The sequence below is a fragment of the Pseudomonas sp. PK-RTE-24 genome, assembly GCF_054052265.1.
The window spans coordinates 1,151,519-1,165,075 of the sequence record NZ_CM133224.1; the positions used below are offsets into that span (position 1 = coordinate 1,151,519).

Here is a 13,557-nt window from a genome sequence, read left to right on the forward strand (position 1 = left end):
TCAGGAGTTCGTTCGACATGCTGCATTTGTCCCGCCTTACCTCGCTGGCCCTGACGATCGCCCTGGTGATCGGCGCGCCTCTGGCGTTCGCCGCGCAACCGGCCCCGACCGTCGCTCCGGCAGGCACTGCCGCGACCGCCAAGGCGCCGTTGCCACTGGAAGAGCTGCGCACCTTCGCCGAGGTCATGGACCGGATCAAAGCCGCGTACGTCGAGCCTGTGGACGACAAGACCCTGCTGGAAAACGCGATCAAGGGCATGCTCAGCAACCTTGATCCGCACTCGGCGTACCTTGGCCCTGAAGATTTCACCGAGCTGCAGGAAAGCACCAGCGGTGAGTTCGGCGGCCTGGGCATCGAAGTCGGCGCCGAAGACGGCTTCATCAAGGTCGTCTCGCCGATTGATGACACGCCAGCGTCGAAGGCGGGCATCCAGGCCGGTGACTTCATCGTCAAGATCAACGGCCAGCCAACCCGTGGCCAGACCATGACCGAAGCCGTCGACAAGATGCGCGGCAAGATCGGCCAGAAAATCACCCTGACCCTGGTTCGCGATGGCGGCACGCCGTTCGACGTGACCCTGGCCCGTGCAGTGATTCAGGTCAAGAGCGTCAAGGCGCAGCTGCTGGAATCGGGCTACGGCTACATCCGCATCACCCAGTTCCAGGTCAAGACCGGCGAAGAAGTCTCCAAGGCTCTGGCCAAACTGCGCAAGGACAACGGCAAGAAGCTCAACGGCATCATCCTCGACCTGCGCAACAACCCCGGTGGTGTGCTGCAATCGGCGGTGGAAGTGGTCGACCATTTCATCACCAAAGGTCTGATCGTCTACACCAAGGGCCGCATTGCCAACTCCGAGTTGCGCTTCTCCGCCACCGGCAAGGACGAGAGCGAAGCTGTACCGATGGTGGTGCTGATCAACGGTGGCAGTGCCTCGGCTTCGGAGATCGTCGCCGGCGCCCTGCAGGACCAGAAACGTGCCGTGGTCATGGGCACCACCAGTTTCGGCAAGGGCTCGGTGCAGACCGTGCTGCCGCTGAACAACGACCGCGCGCTGAAGATCACCACCGCGCTGTATTTCACGCCGAACGGCCGCTCGATCCAGGCTCAGGGCATCGTGCCGGACATCGAAGTGCGCCGCGCGAAGATCACCAACGAAGCCGACAGCGAATACTTCAAGGAAGCCGATCTGCAAGGTCACTTGGGCAACGGCAACGGCGGCGCCGACAAACCGAGCGGCTCCGGCGGCAAGGCCAAAGCGATGCCGCAGGATGACGATTACCAGTTGGCCCAGGCCCTGAGCCTGCTCAAAGGCCTGAGCATCACGTCCGGCCGCTGAGGATGTTGTTGCGTTCCCTCTGCGTTCTGTTGTGCTGTCTGGCGGGTCTTGCCCAAGCAGAGCCCGCCAGTTCCTCGCCGCACAAGGCCTACCTGACACTGATCATCGATGACCTGGGGCAGAACCTGCCCCGGGATCGTCGCGTGCTCGCCCTGCCCGGCCCGGTCACGGCGGCGATCATGCCCGATACCCCCCACGCCACCGAATTTGCCCGCGAAGCCCATCGCGCCGGCAAGATCGTCATCCTGCACATGCCCATGGACCCGGCCACCGGGCCGTACGCCTGGCACCCCGAACTGCCCATTGAAGAGCTGCAGAAACGCCTGAATGCCGCGTTTGAAAAAGTCCCGTTCACTGCCGGCATCAACAATCACATGGGCAGCCGCATGACCGCGCAGCCTGTGGCGATGGCGTGGTTGATGGGCGAATTGCAGCGTCGGCACAAGTTCTTCGTCGACAGCCGCACCAGCGCTCAAACGGTCGCTGCGCAGCAGGCGCAGAAGATCGACCTGGCCAGCGTTTCCCGTGATGTGTTTCTTGATGATGAGCGCACCGAAGCGGCCATTGCCACTCAGTTGCAGACCGCGATCGCCCTGGCGCACAAACAGGGTTCAGCGGTGATGATCGGCCATCCGTATCCGCAGACCCTGGCGGTGCTCGAGCGCGAATTACCCAAGCTCAAAGCGCAGGGCATCGACTGGATCGATATCAGGCAGATGATCAGCGTGCGCAGCAACCGCGCCATGGCTGGCCATGGCAAGGATGGCGTTTACCGGTAACACCCGGTCACGTTGCAATACATAGTTACCACCGAACGCCCCTCCCCCTTCCGGATAGTGAGACCTGCAACAGGTCGCGACTCCTTTGAGTCGCTTGCAACTATCAGGAGTGCCCATGACAAACAACGCCCCGATTATCCCGCCCGTTGGGCGGACTGAACCGATCCGCATCGATAACCTGCTGATCAACTTCACAACAGAATTTCTGCGCATCTGGGATACCAACGGTTTGTCGGCCAGACCCGCGTCGTTCTGGCGCCCGACTCCGGCTCCCGACGCGCTGCCCGGTTATTTCCCCTTGGGCGACTTCGTCACCAGAGGCGTTGGCAACATCAACGGCGAACGCGTGGTCGCGGTTGTTTGTGAGGCAGACATTGCCAGCACTGACCCCACCAAAGGCAGGGCACTGCGACGTCCCGATGATTACGAGCTGGTCTGGAAGGACTCCGGATCAGGCTCGAAACGAGATCTGTCGATCTGGCGACCGCTAGCTCCCGCAGGCTACGTAGCGCTGGGGTCGGTGTGCTCGAACGATCATGAAAAACCTTCGCTCAACGCGGTGCGCTGCGTTCGCGAAGACCTGGTGATCGCGTCGAATACCACCGATCTGATCTGGGACGACAAGGGCAGCAAGGCCCGACAGCGCGTCAGCACCTGGAGCGCCGTTCCTCCAGCCGCTTTGCCGGGCGAAGTCTACTTGGCATCGGGCAGTTTTTTCAGCTTGAGTGACTACACCCGACCGGCCAGTTTCCCGGTCTACTGCTTGCGCTTGCAGATCGGCCTGCAGATGTCTACACGCCCATCGCCACCGGTGCTCTGCGGCGAGACGCCAACACCTGTAGAGCCAACGGACGATGCGACTTACACCGCCAGCCTCCCCTGGTTCACGGTCAACGATCCGCGTTACACCGCCGCTGAGCAATGGCGTCACTCGCCCTTCTATCTGCTTGAACGCAAGGATCGCTACATCCTCGTCGGTCACGCACGCAACAGTGGCAACGACAGCCAGATATTCAGGTGGAATGCGCAGCGCGCCCAGCGTACTGGCGGCTTGCGTACTTTCACCCAGACCACATCCATCGAATTCGGCGCCCAATGGCAAACCCGACAGCACGGCGCGCTGATGTTTTCCGCACGGCTGGGCCACGATTTCACCCAATGCGAACTGCATTCGAATGAATGGCTCAATACAGCGACCATCGAAGTGGTTGCGGTGGTGGACAAAAACCGCTCAGTGGCCGCCTACCTGGCCCAGAGCGAATACAGACTGGTGCGCGCGGACGGCACGGCAGTGACGGAGGGTTTCATCTACACCGATGGCAATAGCCTGCACATCAGCCAGTACGCACCCACCGAGCCTGAAATCATCGTCGCTTCGGAGCCAGAGGCGGTCGAAGATCAGACTGTGCTTGCGCCTGCGACCGAGGGTGAAATCAGCGCCTCCCTGCCAGAGCCCGACGAGTCAGCCGTTACAGATAGCGCGCCATGATTTCATCGACCACGCCTTCCTTGCGCAACTGATCCAGCGCGGTCTGTAGCTTGTTGACCACCTCATCGGAGACGTCCTTGTTCAGCGCCAGATACAACTCGGCGCTGTTGAAGCGCAGTACGGTCTTCAGGCCGGTCACGCCATCCTGCCGCGCCAGATAACGGCCGGCAGGATCACCCGTGGCCCACAGATCGATCTGGCCATTGAGCAGTTTTTTTGCGTTGTCCTGATCGCGCAGCACTACTACCGGTTTGAGGCCTTGCTTGGTGAGCGTCTCGGCAATCGCATCGCCCTTGTAGGCGCCGATCTTGTATTTGCGCGCATCATTGAGGGTTTCGAGGGTGATCTTGCTGTCAGCCTTGGCCAGCAGGATCCAGTCGTCCGGGCCGATTGGGCCGACCCATTTGAACAGTCTTTCGCGATCGGGCAGGCGCGCCATGACGAAGGCCCCGTAGCCGGGATTCTCCAGGGCGAGTTTGTAGACACGCTCCCAGGGGAAACGCAGGGTCAGGCTGTAAGTGAGGCCGGCGCGCTGGAACATCTCGCGAACGATGTCCGTGGCAATGCCGTTGATGTTGTCGCCCTGGGCGAAATTCTTGCCGTTCTTCGCCATGTTGTACGGCGGGAAGTTTTCGGTGAGCAGCACCAGATCGGTGTCGGGACTGGTTTCGGCCCGGGCATTGCTGATGAACAACAACGAGGCGCTGGCGAGAACAACAAGCAGGCGTTTGATCATGTCGGGCTACCGGAATCCATGGCGTGCCCAAGAGTGCCTTGGGCGCGCCATGCTGTCCACTGGCCTGTACGCTTTAGCGCATGACGATGCCGCGATGCGACATGTAGGCCTTGGCTTCCTGCACGGTGTATTCGCCGAAGTGGAAAATACTCGCCGCCAGCACCGCACTGGCATGACCTTCGAGAATGCCATCGGCCAGATGCTGCAGATTGCCGACACCACCGGAAGCGATCACCGGAATGCCCAGCGCATCGCTGATGGCGCGGGTCACGCCGAGGTCGAAACCGTTTTTCATGCCGTCCTGATCCATGCTGGTCAGGAGGATCTCGCCGGCACCGAGGCCTTCCATTTTCTTCGCCCACTCGACTGCGTCGAGACCGGTCGGCTTGCGCCCGCCGTGGGTGAAGATTTCCCAGCGCGGGGTTTCGCCGGGGCCGGAGACTTTCTTGGCGTCGATGGCGACGACGATGCACTGCGAGCCGAAATGCTGCGCGGCCTCGCCGACGAACTCGGGGTTGAACACGGCGGCGGTATTGATCGACACCTTGTCCGCGCCGGCATTGAGCAGGTTGCGGATGTCCTGCACGGTACGCACACCACCGCCGACGGTCAGCGGGATGAATACCTGGCTGGCCATGCGCTCGACGGTATGCAGCGTGGTGTCACGGCCATCGACGCTGGCGGTGATGTCGAGAAAGGTAATTTCGTCGGCGCCCTGCTCGTCGTAGCGACGGGCAATTTCCACCGGGTCACCGGCGTCGCGGATGTTCTCGAACTTCACGCCTTTGACGACCCGGCCGTTGTCCACGTCCAGGCAAGGGATGATGCGTTTGGCTAACGCCATGGTCAGTCCTCAGCCTTGGTACGAATCGCAGAAAGCTTGCGCTTCGGCGACATCGAGAGTGCCCTCATAGATCGCCCGGCCGGTAATCGCGCCGATGATGCCCGGTGCCTTGGCGTCGAGCAGCGACTTGATGTCACCCAGGTTATGGATGCCGCCGGAAGCGATCACCGGAATCCTGGTGGCAGCGGCCAGCGCGGCGGTGAACGGTACGTTGCAGCCCTGCATCATGCCGTCTTTGGCGATGTCGGTATAAACGATCGAGGATACGCCGTCGGCTTCGAACTGCTTGGCCAGGTCAATGACCTGCACGGTGCTGATCTCAGCCCAGCCGTCGGTGGCGACGAAACCGTCTTTGGCATCCAGACCGACAATGATCTTGCCTGGGAAGGCGCGGCAGGCCTCAGCAACGAACGCCGGATCTTTTACGGCTTTGGTGCCGATGATCACGTAGCTCACGCCCGCCTTAACGTAATGCTCGATGGTTTCCAACGAACGAATGCCGCCACCGATCTGGATCGGCAGGGTCGGGTAACGCTTGGCGATTGCGGTAACCACTTCGCCGTTGACCGGCTGGCCTTCGAACGCGCCGTTCAGGTCGACCAGATGCAGACGGCGGCAACCGCCCTCCACCCACTTGGCAGCCATGCTCACCGGGTCATCGGAGAACACCGTGGAATCTTCCATGCGGCCCTGGCGCAGACGTACGCAGGCACCGTCTTTGAGATCGATAGCGGGAATAATCAGCATCTGGCAAACCTTAAAATTGGAATGTTCAGCTTGGCTCGGGAATCAGTTTTTCTCGAGCGCCCACAGGTCGCTTTCGATGCTTTCAAACCGTTCCTTGAGGTGGGTCTGCACATCGAAAATCGCCCTGTTGTAATAGTGCGGAGCAATCTCGCGGGTAAACAGCTCAAGAATTTCCGCCGCTTCGAACGAACCCAGGTCCAGTTCGAAACGGTCTTCCATGAACCGCTGGATCTTGCGATTGGCCTCGCTCTCCTGCTCGGGAGTGAGGGTCAGGATCGGCGGTCTGGACTTCTTGACAGCCATTTACCAGCGACCGTCCCACGCAGCGAAGTTCTGCAGCAGTTGCAGGCCGTGGGTATGGCTTTTCTCCGGGTGGAACTGCACGGCGAAACGCGAACCGTCGGCCAGCGCTGCGGCGAAATCGACACCGTAATGACCGCTGCCCACCACCTGCCGCGCATTGGCGGCGGCGATGTAGTAGCTGTGCACGAAGTAGAAACGCGCCAGATCCGGGATGTCATGCCACAGCGGGTGACTGATCTTCTGCTTCACCTCGTTCCAGCCCATGTGCGGGACTTTGAGGTGCTCGCCGTCTTCGTGCAGATCCTTGCCGAAGAATTTCACCGCGCCCGGAAACAGGCCGATGCAGTCGACGCCGGCGTTCTCTTCGCTGGTATCGAGCAGGGCTTGCATACCGACGCAGATGCCGAGGAACGGCCGATCCTGGCTGACCTCACGGACCAGCGAATCGAAGCCGAGGCGACGGATCTCCGCCATGCAATCGCGAATCGCGCCAACACCCGGGAATACCACACGGTCGGCTTCTCGAATCACGTTCGCGTCGCTGGTAATCAGCACCTTGCCGGCGCCGACGTGCTCAAGAGCCTTGGCCACCGAGTGCAGATTGCCCATGCCGTAGTCGATAACTGCAACCGTCTGCATTACAGAACGCCTTTGGTCGACGGCATTTGCCCGGCCATGCGCTCGTCCAGCTCGACAGCCATGCGCAGCGCGCGGCCGAAAGCCTTGAACACGGTTTCGATCTGGTGGTGGGTGTTGGTGCCGCGCAGGTTGTCGATGTGCACGCTGACCAGCGCGTGGTTGACGAAGCCCTGGAAAAACTCCTGGAACAGGTCAACGTCGAAACCGCCGACGGTAGCGCGGGTGTACGGCACGTGCATCTGCAGGCCCGGGCGACCGGAGAAATCGATCACCACGCGCGACAGCGCTTCATCAAGCGGCACGTAGGCATGGCCGTAGCGACGGATGCCTTTTTTGTCGCCGATGGCTTTGGCAAACGCCTGGCCGAGGGTGATACCGACGTCTTCCACCGTATGGTGGTCGTCGATATGCAGATCGCCCTTGCATTCGATATCCAGGTCGATCAACCCGTGACGGGCGATCTGATCCAGCATGTGCTCAAGAAAAGGTACACCGATATCGAATCGGGCCTTTCCGGTGCCATCAAGGTTGATCGAGGCTTTGATCTGGGTTTCCAGAGTGTCGCGCTCGACAGACGCCTTACGTTCGGCCATCACCAGCTCCGCAAAATCATTGGGCGAAAAAGGCAGCCATTATAGGCACGCAGGAGGCAAACAGAAACACGAGAGGTGAGATGCCTGACGGATAGAACGCCCGGCTGTCGCGGGTAGACATGTCCATACAAGCCATTACAGGCATGCCAGAAACAAATGTGGGAGCGAGCCTGCTCGCGAATGCGGCAGGCCAGCCAACATTGATGTCGACCGGTGCTCCGTCTTCGCGAGCAGGCTCGCTCCCACAGGTTCGGCGTTTATTCAGCTAACACCTTAGTGAAACAGTACCGCCGTCTTCTGCAGGGTCACCCACACACCCCACGCCAACGGAATACCCACCACCAGCCATGCCGCGATCGCCAGAGGCTTGGTGCCCGGCGCCGCTTTCCACTCCAGAACGGTGCTGGCGTCAGCACCTTTGTCGTGGCCCAGCGCCTGTTCGGCGGCCAGTTCAGCGTCGGTCATGAAGTACTTGTCGGCCACCGGGCGCACCATCAGATTGCACAGGAAGCCCAGCACCAGCAGGCCGGCGAGGATGTACAGGGTGATGTCGTAAGCGGCAGCGCGTTCCACGCCGATGCTCAACTGATATTCACGCAGGTAGTTCACCAGCACCGGACCGAGCACACCGGCAGCGGCCCAGGCAGTCAGCAGACGACCGTGGATCGCACCGACCATCTGTGTACCGAACAGGTCGGCCAGATACGCCGGAACGGTGGCAAAACCACCGCCGTACATCGACAGGATGATGCAGAACGCCGCCACGAACAGCGCAACGTTGCCCAGATGGCCCATGTTCGGAATCAGCGCGTACAGGGCAAAACCCAGCGCGAAGAACACGAAGTAAGTGTTCTTGCGCCCCAGGTAGTCCGAGAACGAAGCCCAGAAGAACCGGCCACCGATGTTGAACAGGCTCAGCAGACCGGTGAAGCCCGCTGCGATCGCCGCGATCGAGGCCAGTTGGCCAGCGTCGAGCTGACCGAACGGCACATCGACGCCCAGCAGTTTGCCGCCGAACACTTCCTGCAACAGTGGCGAAGCCATGCCGAGGATGCCGATACCCGCCGACACGTTCAGGCACAGCACCAGCCAGACCAGACGGAATTGCGGAGTTTTCCAGGCTACATTCACGTGGACGTGACGGTTGGTGATCATCGCGTTGGAAGCTTTCTTCGCCGGAGCGGTCCAGCCTTCAGGCTTCCAGCCGGTTGGCGGCACGCGGTAGGACAATGCGCCACCGATCATGAACACGAAGTAAATGGCCGCCATGGCCACGAAGCTCTGCCATACGCCCACGCCTTCTGGCGATGCGAAGTGGCTCATCAGTGCAGTCGCCAACGGTGCACCGACCATCGCGCCGCCACCGAAGCCCATGATCGCCATGCCGGTTGCCATGCCGCGCTTGTCCGGGAACCACTTGATCAGGGTCGACACCGGCGAGATATAGCCCAGGCCCAGACCGATACCGCCGATCACGCCGGAGCCGATCCACATCAGCCAGATCTGGTGGGTATAGATACCCAGCGCGGAAATCAGCAGACCGCCGCACCAGCACAAGGCCGAGACCACGCCCGCTTTACGAGGCCCGGCGTGTTCCAGCCAGCCACCCCAGATCGCTGCCGAGCAGCCGAGGAAGATGAAGAACAGCGTGTAGATCCAGCCGAGCATGGAGATCGGCCAGTCGCAGTTCGACGAAAATACCTGTGCGATGAAGCTCATGTCCGGCGCGCAAGCCACCGGCGCGGTAACGCCCAGCGCCTTGGACAGCGGCAACCAGAACACCGAGAAGCCGTAGGCCATGCCGATGCACAGGTGAATGGCCAAAGCGGCCGGTGGAACCAGCCAACGGTTGAAACCGGGCTTGGCGATGATGCGTTCCTTGGACAGGAACGCAGGCTGGTCGGCTTTGAGGCCGTCCGCCGTGATGCTCGTGCTCATTGTGTATCCCCCAATTGTTAGTATGGTTCGCCAGCCACTGCTCACCCTCGGCCTTATGCACGCAGGCATGACCGTTTTTTTAGGTGAAGCTCCTTGAAGGCGCGACGTTAAGTCGCAGACGGGCGGACGAACTGGCGAAGGTTACCATTCTCAGGTGACAGAAAAACCAAACTGATATCACCTTTTTTCAAGTCATCTGTTCTCGTACGACTCGGGAAGCCGCCAACCCCGCGTCTGCAAAGGCACCACGCCGCTTGCTACTTGTCCCATTTATGCGTGCGAAAAGTTACCCGTCGTCTGGGCGTGACTGAACGACGGGTGAACCAAGCGCAAAAAATGGCGTCGCAGGCGGGGGCCGGATTGCGCCCTCTGGCGCCCGCCGGGCATCCTCAAGCGCAGGCCCTGTGGCGAAGTTGCAGGTGCCGCCGCCGACCCTCGGCAGATGACGCCACACCGAACCGGGCGCCGGCAGCGCTATACTCCCCGGCCATATGACCAATTCGACTAACTACAAGGACTCGCCCATGAAAGCGTTCGGCAAAATCCTGGGTCTGGTACTTCTCGGGCTGTTGCTGATCATTGTGGCGGCAGGCTTTGCCCTGACCCACCTCTTCGATCCCAACGACTATAAAGACGAGATCCGCCAGATTGCCCGCGACAAGGCCCACATCGAGCTGACGCTCAATGGCGATATCGGCTGGAGCCTGTTCCCGTGGCTTGGTCTGGAACTGCACGAAGCCAGCGTCGCCACCCTGGCCAAGCCTGCCGAACCGTTTGCCGACTTGCAGATGCTCGGCCTGTCCGTGCGCGTGCTGCCGTTGTTGCGCCGCGAAGTGCAGATGAGCGACGTGCGCGTCGAAGGCCTCAACCTGCGCCTGAACCGCGACAAGAACGGCCACGGCAACTGGGAAGACATCGGCAAGGTGCCAGTGGCACCCGGCTCGACGCCACCCGCCACAACGGGCACGACCGCCAGCGAGCCGACCGTCGCCGTGGAAAAACCGGCGCAACCGATCCGCCTCGACATCGACAGCCTGACCGTCAACAACGCCCGCGTTGAGTACACCGATGAGCTGACCGGCAAGCAGTTCAGTGCCGAAAGCATTCAGTTGAGCACCGGCCCGGTACACGATTCGACCAATATCCCGGTGAAAGCCACCGCGTTCCTCGGCACCAATCAACCGGTGCTGCGCGTGCGCACCGAGCTCAACGGCGAGCTGCGCTTCGAGCGCGCCCTGCAACGCTACAAGTTTGAAGACCTGAAACTCACTGGCGAGCTCGCTGGCGATCCGCTGCAAGGCAAAACCATGACCTTCTCTGCTCAGGGCCAGTTATTGCTGGACAAGGCAGCGAACGTCGCCGAATGGACCGGCATCAAGATTTCCGCCAACCAGTTGCGCGCCTTGGGCGAGCTGAAAGCCAACGACCTCGACAAGACGCCACAGATCAGCGGCGGCATTTCCATCGCCCAGTTCGATCTGGCGAAATTCGTCGACAGTATCGGCCAGACACTGCCGGCGATGGGCGAAGGCAGCCTGAGCAAGGTCGAACTGGTCAGCCGCGTTGCGGCCACCCCGACCAGCCTGTCGTTCGACAACATCAACCTGAAACTCGATGACAGCAGCTTCAGTGGCCGCATCGCCGTCGAGGACTTCGCCAAACAGTCGCTGCGCGCGATACTCAAGGCCGACACGTTCAACGTCGACCGCTACCTGCCACCGAAATCGGCTCAGGCCAACAACGCCACGCAAACCCGTCAGGCCGAAGTCGCCAGCACCGAGGCCGGCGCCGTCGCGGGTACCACGCCGCTGCCGGACAAACCGAGCAAAACCGCCTGGAGCACCGAGCGCCTGCTGCCGGTCGAACGCCTGGCCAAGCTGGATGTGGACGCGGACCTGACTTTCGGCCAACTGACCCTCGACAAGCTGCCGATCCAGAACGCCGCGCTCAAAGCCACCGGCCAAGGCGGCTTGCTGACGCTGACTAACCTGAGCGGCGATCTGTACAACGGCGGCTTCGTCGCCAACGGCACACTCGACGTGCGCCCAAGCGCGCCAGTGCTGAACCTGCAGACCCGGCTCAACCGCGTGCCGGCGGAAAAAATCATCGAAAGCCAAGGCAAAAATCCGCCGGTCAAAGGTCTGGTAACTCTGACCAGCAGCCTCACCGGCAGCGGCAACAGCCAGCAGGCGCTGATCGATACGCTGAACGGCAACGCCAGTTTCGTCATCAACAACGGCGTGCTGCTCAATGCCAATCTCGAACAGCAATTGTGCAAAGGCATCGCCACCCTCAACCGCAAGACCCTTAGCGGCGAGCCTCGGGGCAAGGACACGCCGTTCGAGGAGCTCAAGGGCAACCTGACCGTGCGCAACGGCGTCGCCAGCAACCCCGACCTGAAAGTGCGTATCCCTGGCATGACCGTCAACGGTGACGGCGACATCGACCTGCGCGTGCTCGGCATGGATTACCGTGTCGGCATCATCGTCGAAGGCGATACCAGCGCCATGCCCGACCCGGCCTGTCAGGTCGGCGAGAAGTTCGTCGGCATCGAGTGGCCGCTGCGCTGCCGTGGCCCGCTGGAACTGGGCGCCAAGGCCTGCCGTGTCGACAATGACCGTCTTGGTCAGGTCGCCAGCAAAATGGCCGGCAACAAACTCAGCGAAAAGATCGACGAGAAACTGGGCGACAAAGTCAGTCCGGAACTGAAAAACGCATTGAAGGGGCTGTTCAAGCGATGACAGCGGAGCAGTTTTCCACGGCGGTGCTGGAGTGGTTCGACCGCCATGGCCGCCACGACTTGCCGTGGCAGCAGGACATCAATCCGTATCGGGTCTGGGTGTCCGAGATCATGTTGCAGCAGACCCAGGTCAGCACCGTGCTCAACTATTTCGAGCGCTTCATGGCGGCGCTGCCGACAGTCGAAGCGCTGGCCGAAGCGCCGGAAGACGAGGTGCTGCATCTGTGGACCGGGCTGGGTTATTACACTCGCGCACGCAATCTGCAGAAGACCGCGAAGATCGTCGTCAGCCAATACGCTGGCGATTTCCCGCGTGACGTGGAAAAACTCACCGAGCTGCCGGGCATCGGCCTGTCCACCGCCGGGGCGATCGCCAGCATCAGCATGGGCCTGCGCGCGCCGATCCTCGACGGCAACGTCAAACGCGTGCTGGCGCGCTTCACGGCGCAAGAGGGCTACCCCGGCGAACCGAAAGTCGCCAAACAGCTGTGGGCCAACGCCGAGCGCTTCACCCCGCACGATCGGGTCAACGCTTACACCCAGGCGATGATGGATCTTGGCGCCACACTCTGCACGCGCAGCAAGCCGAGCTGTCTGCTGTGCCCGCTCAAGCGTGGCTGTGAAGCGCACATGCTTGGTCTGGAAACACGTTATCCGATTCCCAAGCCACGCAAGGCCATCCCGCAGAAACGCACGCTGATGCCGATGCTCGCCAACGGCGAAGGCGCGATTCTGCTTTACCGCCGCCCGTCGACGGGACTGTGGGGCGGTTTGTGGAGCCTGCCGGAACTGGATGATCTGGAAGATCTGCAACATCTGGCCGATCAGCACTCGCTGACCATGGGTCAGCAGCAGGCGCTGCCGAGCCTGATTCACACCTTCAGCCACTTCCAGTTGTCCATCGAACCGTGGCTGGTTCAGGTGCAGGAAGCCAGCCATCACGTGGCCGAGGCCGACTGGCTCTGGTATAACCTCGCCACCCCGCCGCGCCTGGGCCTTGCTGCCCCGGTCAAGACCTTGCTCGAACGCGCGGCCGCCGTATTGAATGCAGGAGAATCGCCATGACCCGCACCGTAATGTGCCGCAAGTACAAAGAAGAACTGCCCGCGCTGGAGCGAGCCCCTTTCCCGGGCGCCAAGGGCCAGGATATTTTTGACCACGTCTCGGCCAAGGCCTGGGCCGACTGGCAGAAACACCAGACCCTGCTGATCAACGAAAAGCGCCTGAACATGATGAACGCCGAAGATCGCAAATACCTGCAGGGCGAAATGGACAAGTACTTCTCCGGCGAGGAATACGCCAAGGCCGAAGGCTACGTGCCGCCAGCCGAATAACCCGCAGATTTCGTAAGCGACGGAATTAATTTAAGAAATTTTCAAAAAGTCGTTGACGTAAATCCGAAAAACCCTTTT

13 protein-coding genes and 1 pseudogene are annotated in these 13,557 nt (G+C 61.2%); 7 read left to right on the top strand and 7 right to left on the bottom strand.

Annotated features, from left to right (window positions below; all coding sequences use genetic code 11):
• Window positions 1–17 precede the first annotated feature (17 nt).
• The 3 genes from ACV8MC_RS05010 (at window position 18) to ACV8MC_RS05020 (ending at window position 3,605) form a co-directional block, all read left to right on the top strand.
• A complete protein-coding gene (locus ACV8MC_RS05010) occupies window positions 18–1,337 on the top strand; it encodes a S41 family peptidase (RefSeq protein WP_039756590.1) in 1,320 nt (439 codons plus the stop codon).
• 2 nt (window positions 1,338–1,339) lie between these two features.
• Window positions 1,340–2,116 carry a divergent polysaccharide deacetylase family protein gene (locus ACV8MC_RS05015; protein WP_236168208.1) on the top strand — a complete coding sequence of 259 codons (777 nt, stop codon included), beginning with the start codon at window positions 1,340–1,342 and terminating at the stop codon, window positions 2,114–2,116.
• A gap of 115 nt (window positions 2,117–2,231) precedes the next feature.
• A complete protein-coding gene (locus ACV8MC_RS05020) occupies window positions 2,232–3,605 on the top strand; it encodes a Vps62-related protein (protein ID WP_236168209.1) in 1,374 nt (457 codons plus the stop codon).
• Here ACV8MC_RS05020 and ACV8MC_RS05025 read toward each other — a convergent pair.
• The 7 genes from ACV8MC_RS05025 to ACV8MC_RS05055 all read right to left on the bottom strand — a co-directional run bounded on the left by ACV8MC_RS05025 (window position 3,586) and on the right by ACV8MC_RS05055 (window position 9,405).
• Complete coding sequence (locus ACV8MC_RS05025; protein WP_041477526.1) at window positions 3,586–4,341, bottom strand: substrate-binding periplasmic protein; 756 nt, start codon at window positions 4,339–4,341, stop codon at window positions 3,586–3,588. The two genes, ACV8MC_RS05020 and ACV8MC_RS05025, sit on opposite strands and share 20 nt — an antisense overlap.
• 73 nt (window positions 4,342–4,414) lie before the next feature.
• Window positions 4,415–5,185, bottom strand: a complete 771-nt coding sequence (gene hisF, locus ACV8MC_RS05030) for an imidazole glycerol phosphate synthase subunit HisF (protein WP_016772122.1) — start codon at window positions 5,183–5,185, stop codon at window positions 4,415–4,417.
• 9 nt (window positions 5,186–5,194) lie between these two features.
• Entirely contained in the window at window positions 5,195–5,932 is a 738-nt protein-coding gene (gene hisA / locus ACV8MC_RS05035; RefSeq protein WP_056787231.1) for a 1-(5-phosphoribosyl)-5-[(5-phosphoribosylamino)methylideneamino]imidazole-4-carboxamide isomerase, read from the bottom strand.
• Window positions 5,933–5,974: 42 nt separating this feature from the next.
• Window positions 5,975–6,235 carry a DUF2164 domain-containing protein gene (locus ACV8MC_RS05040; protein WP_056787227.1) on the bottom strand — a complete coding sequence of 87 codons (261 nt, stop codon included), beginning with the start codon at window positions 6,233–6,235 and terminating at the stop codon, window positions 5,975–5,977.
• Window positions 6,236–6,874, bottom strand: a complete 639-nt coding sequence (gene hisH, locus ACV8MC_RS05045) for an imidazole glycerol phosphate synthase subunit HisH (RefSeq protein WP_056787225.1) — start codon at window positions 6,872–6,874, stop codon at window positions 6,236–6,238.
• Complete coding sequence (gene hisB, locus ACV8MC_RS05050; protein WP_016772125.1) at window positions 6,874–7,467, bottom strand: imidazoleglycerol-phosphate dehydratase HisB; 594 nt, start codon at window positions 7,465–7,467, stop codon at window positions 6,874–6,876. The genes hisH and hisB overlap by 1 nt, the downstream gene beginning before the upstream one ends.
• Window positions 7,468–7,740: 273 nt before the next feature.
• The gene (locus ACV8MC_RS05055) at window positions 7,741–9,405 is read right to left on the bottom strand and encodes an OFA family MFS transporter (RefSeq protein WP_016772126.1); all 1,665 of its coding nucleotides are present in this window, start codon (window positions 9,403–9,405) and stop codon (window positions 7,741–7,743) included.
• Between the two features lie 228 nt (window positions 9,406–9,633).
• Between ACV8MC_RS05055 and ACV8MC_RS05060 the strand changes: the two are divergent.
• The 4 genes and pseudogenes from ACV8MC_RS05060 to ACV8MC_RS05075 all read left to right on the top strand — a co-directional run.
• A pseudogene (locus ACV8MC_RS05060) lies at window positions 9,634–9,851 on the top strand (acetyl-CoA sensor PanZ family protein); the annotation flags it as partial.
• A gap of 78 nt (window positions 9,852–9,929) precedes the next feature.
• On the top strand, window positions 9,930–12,146 hold the full coding sequence (locus tag ACV8MC_RS05065) for an AsmA family protein (RefSeq protein WP_457264642.1): 2,217 nt from the start codon (window positions 9,930–9,932) through the stop codon (window positions 12,144–12,146).
• Window positions 12,143–13,210: an A/G-specific adenine glycosylase gene (gene mutY, locus ACV8MC_RS05070; protein WP_323620142.1), complete on the top strand. Its 1,068-nt coding sequence runs from the start codon at window positions 12,143–12,145 to the stop codon at window positions 13,208–13,210. The genes ACV8MC_RS05065 and mutY overlap by 4 nt, the downstream gene beginning before the upstream one ends.
• On the top strand, window positions 13,207–13,479 hold the full coding sequence (locus ACV8MC_RS05075; protein WP_016772129.1) for an oxidative damage protection protein: 273 nt from the start codon (window positions 13,207–13,209) through the stop codon (window positions 13,477–13,479). Before mutY ends, ACV8MC_RS05075 begins: the two co-directional genes overlap by 4 nt.
• Window positions 13,480–13,557: the final 78 nt, after the last annotated feature.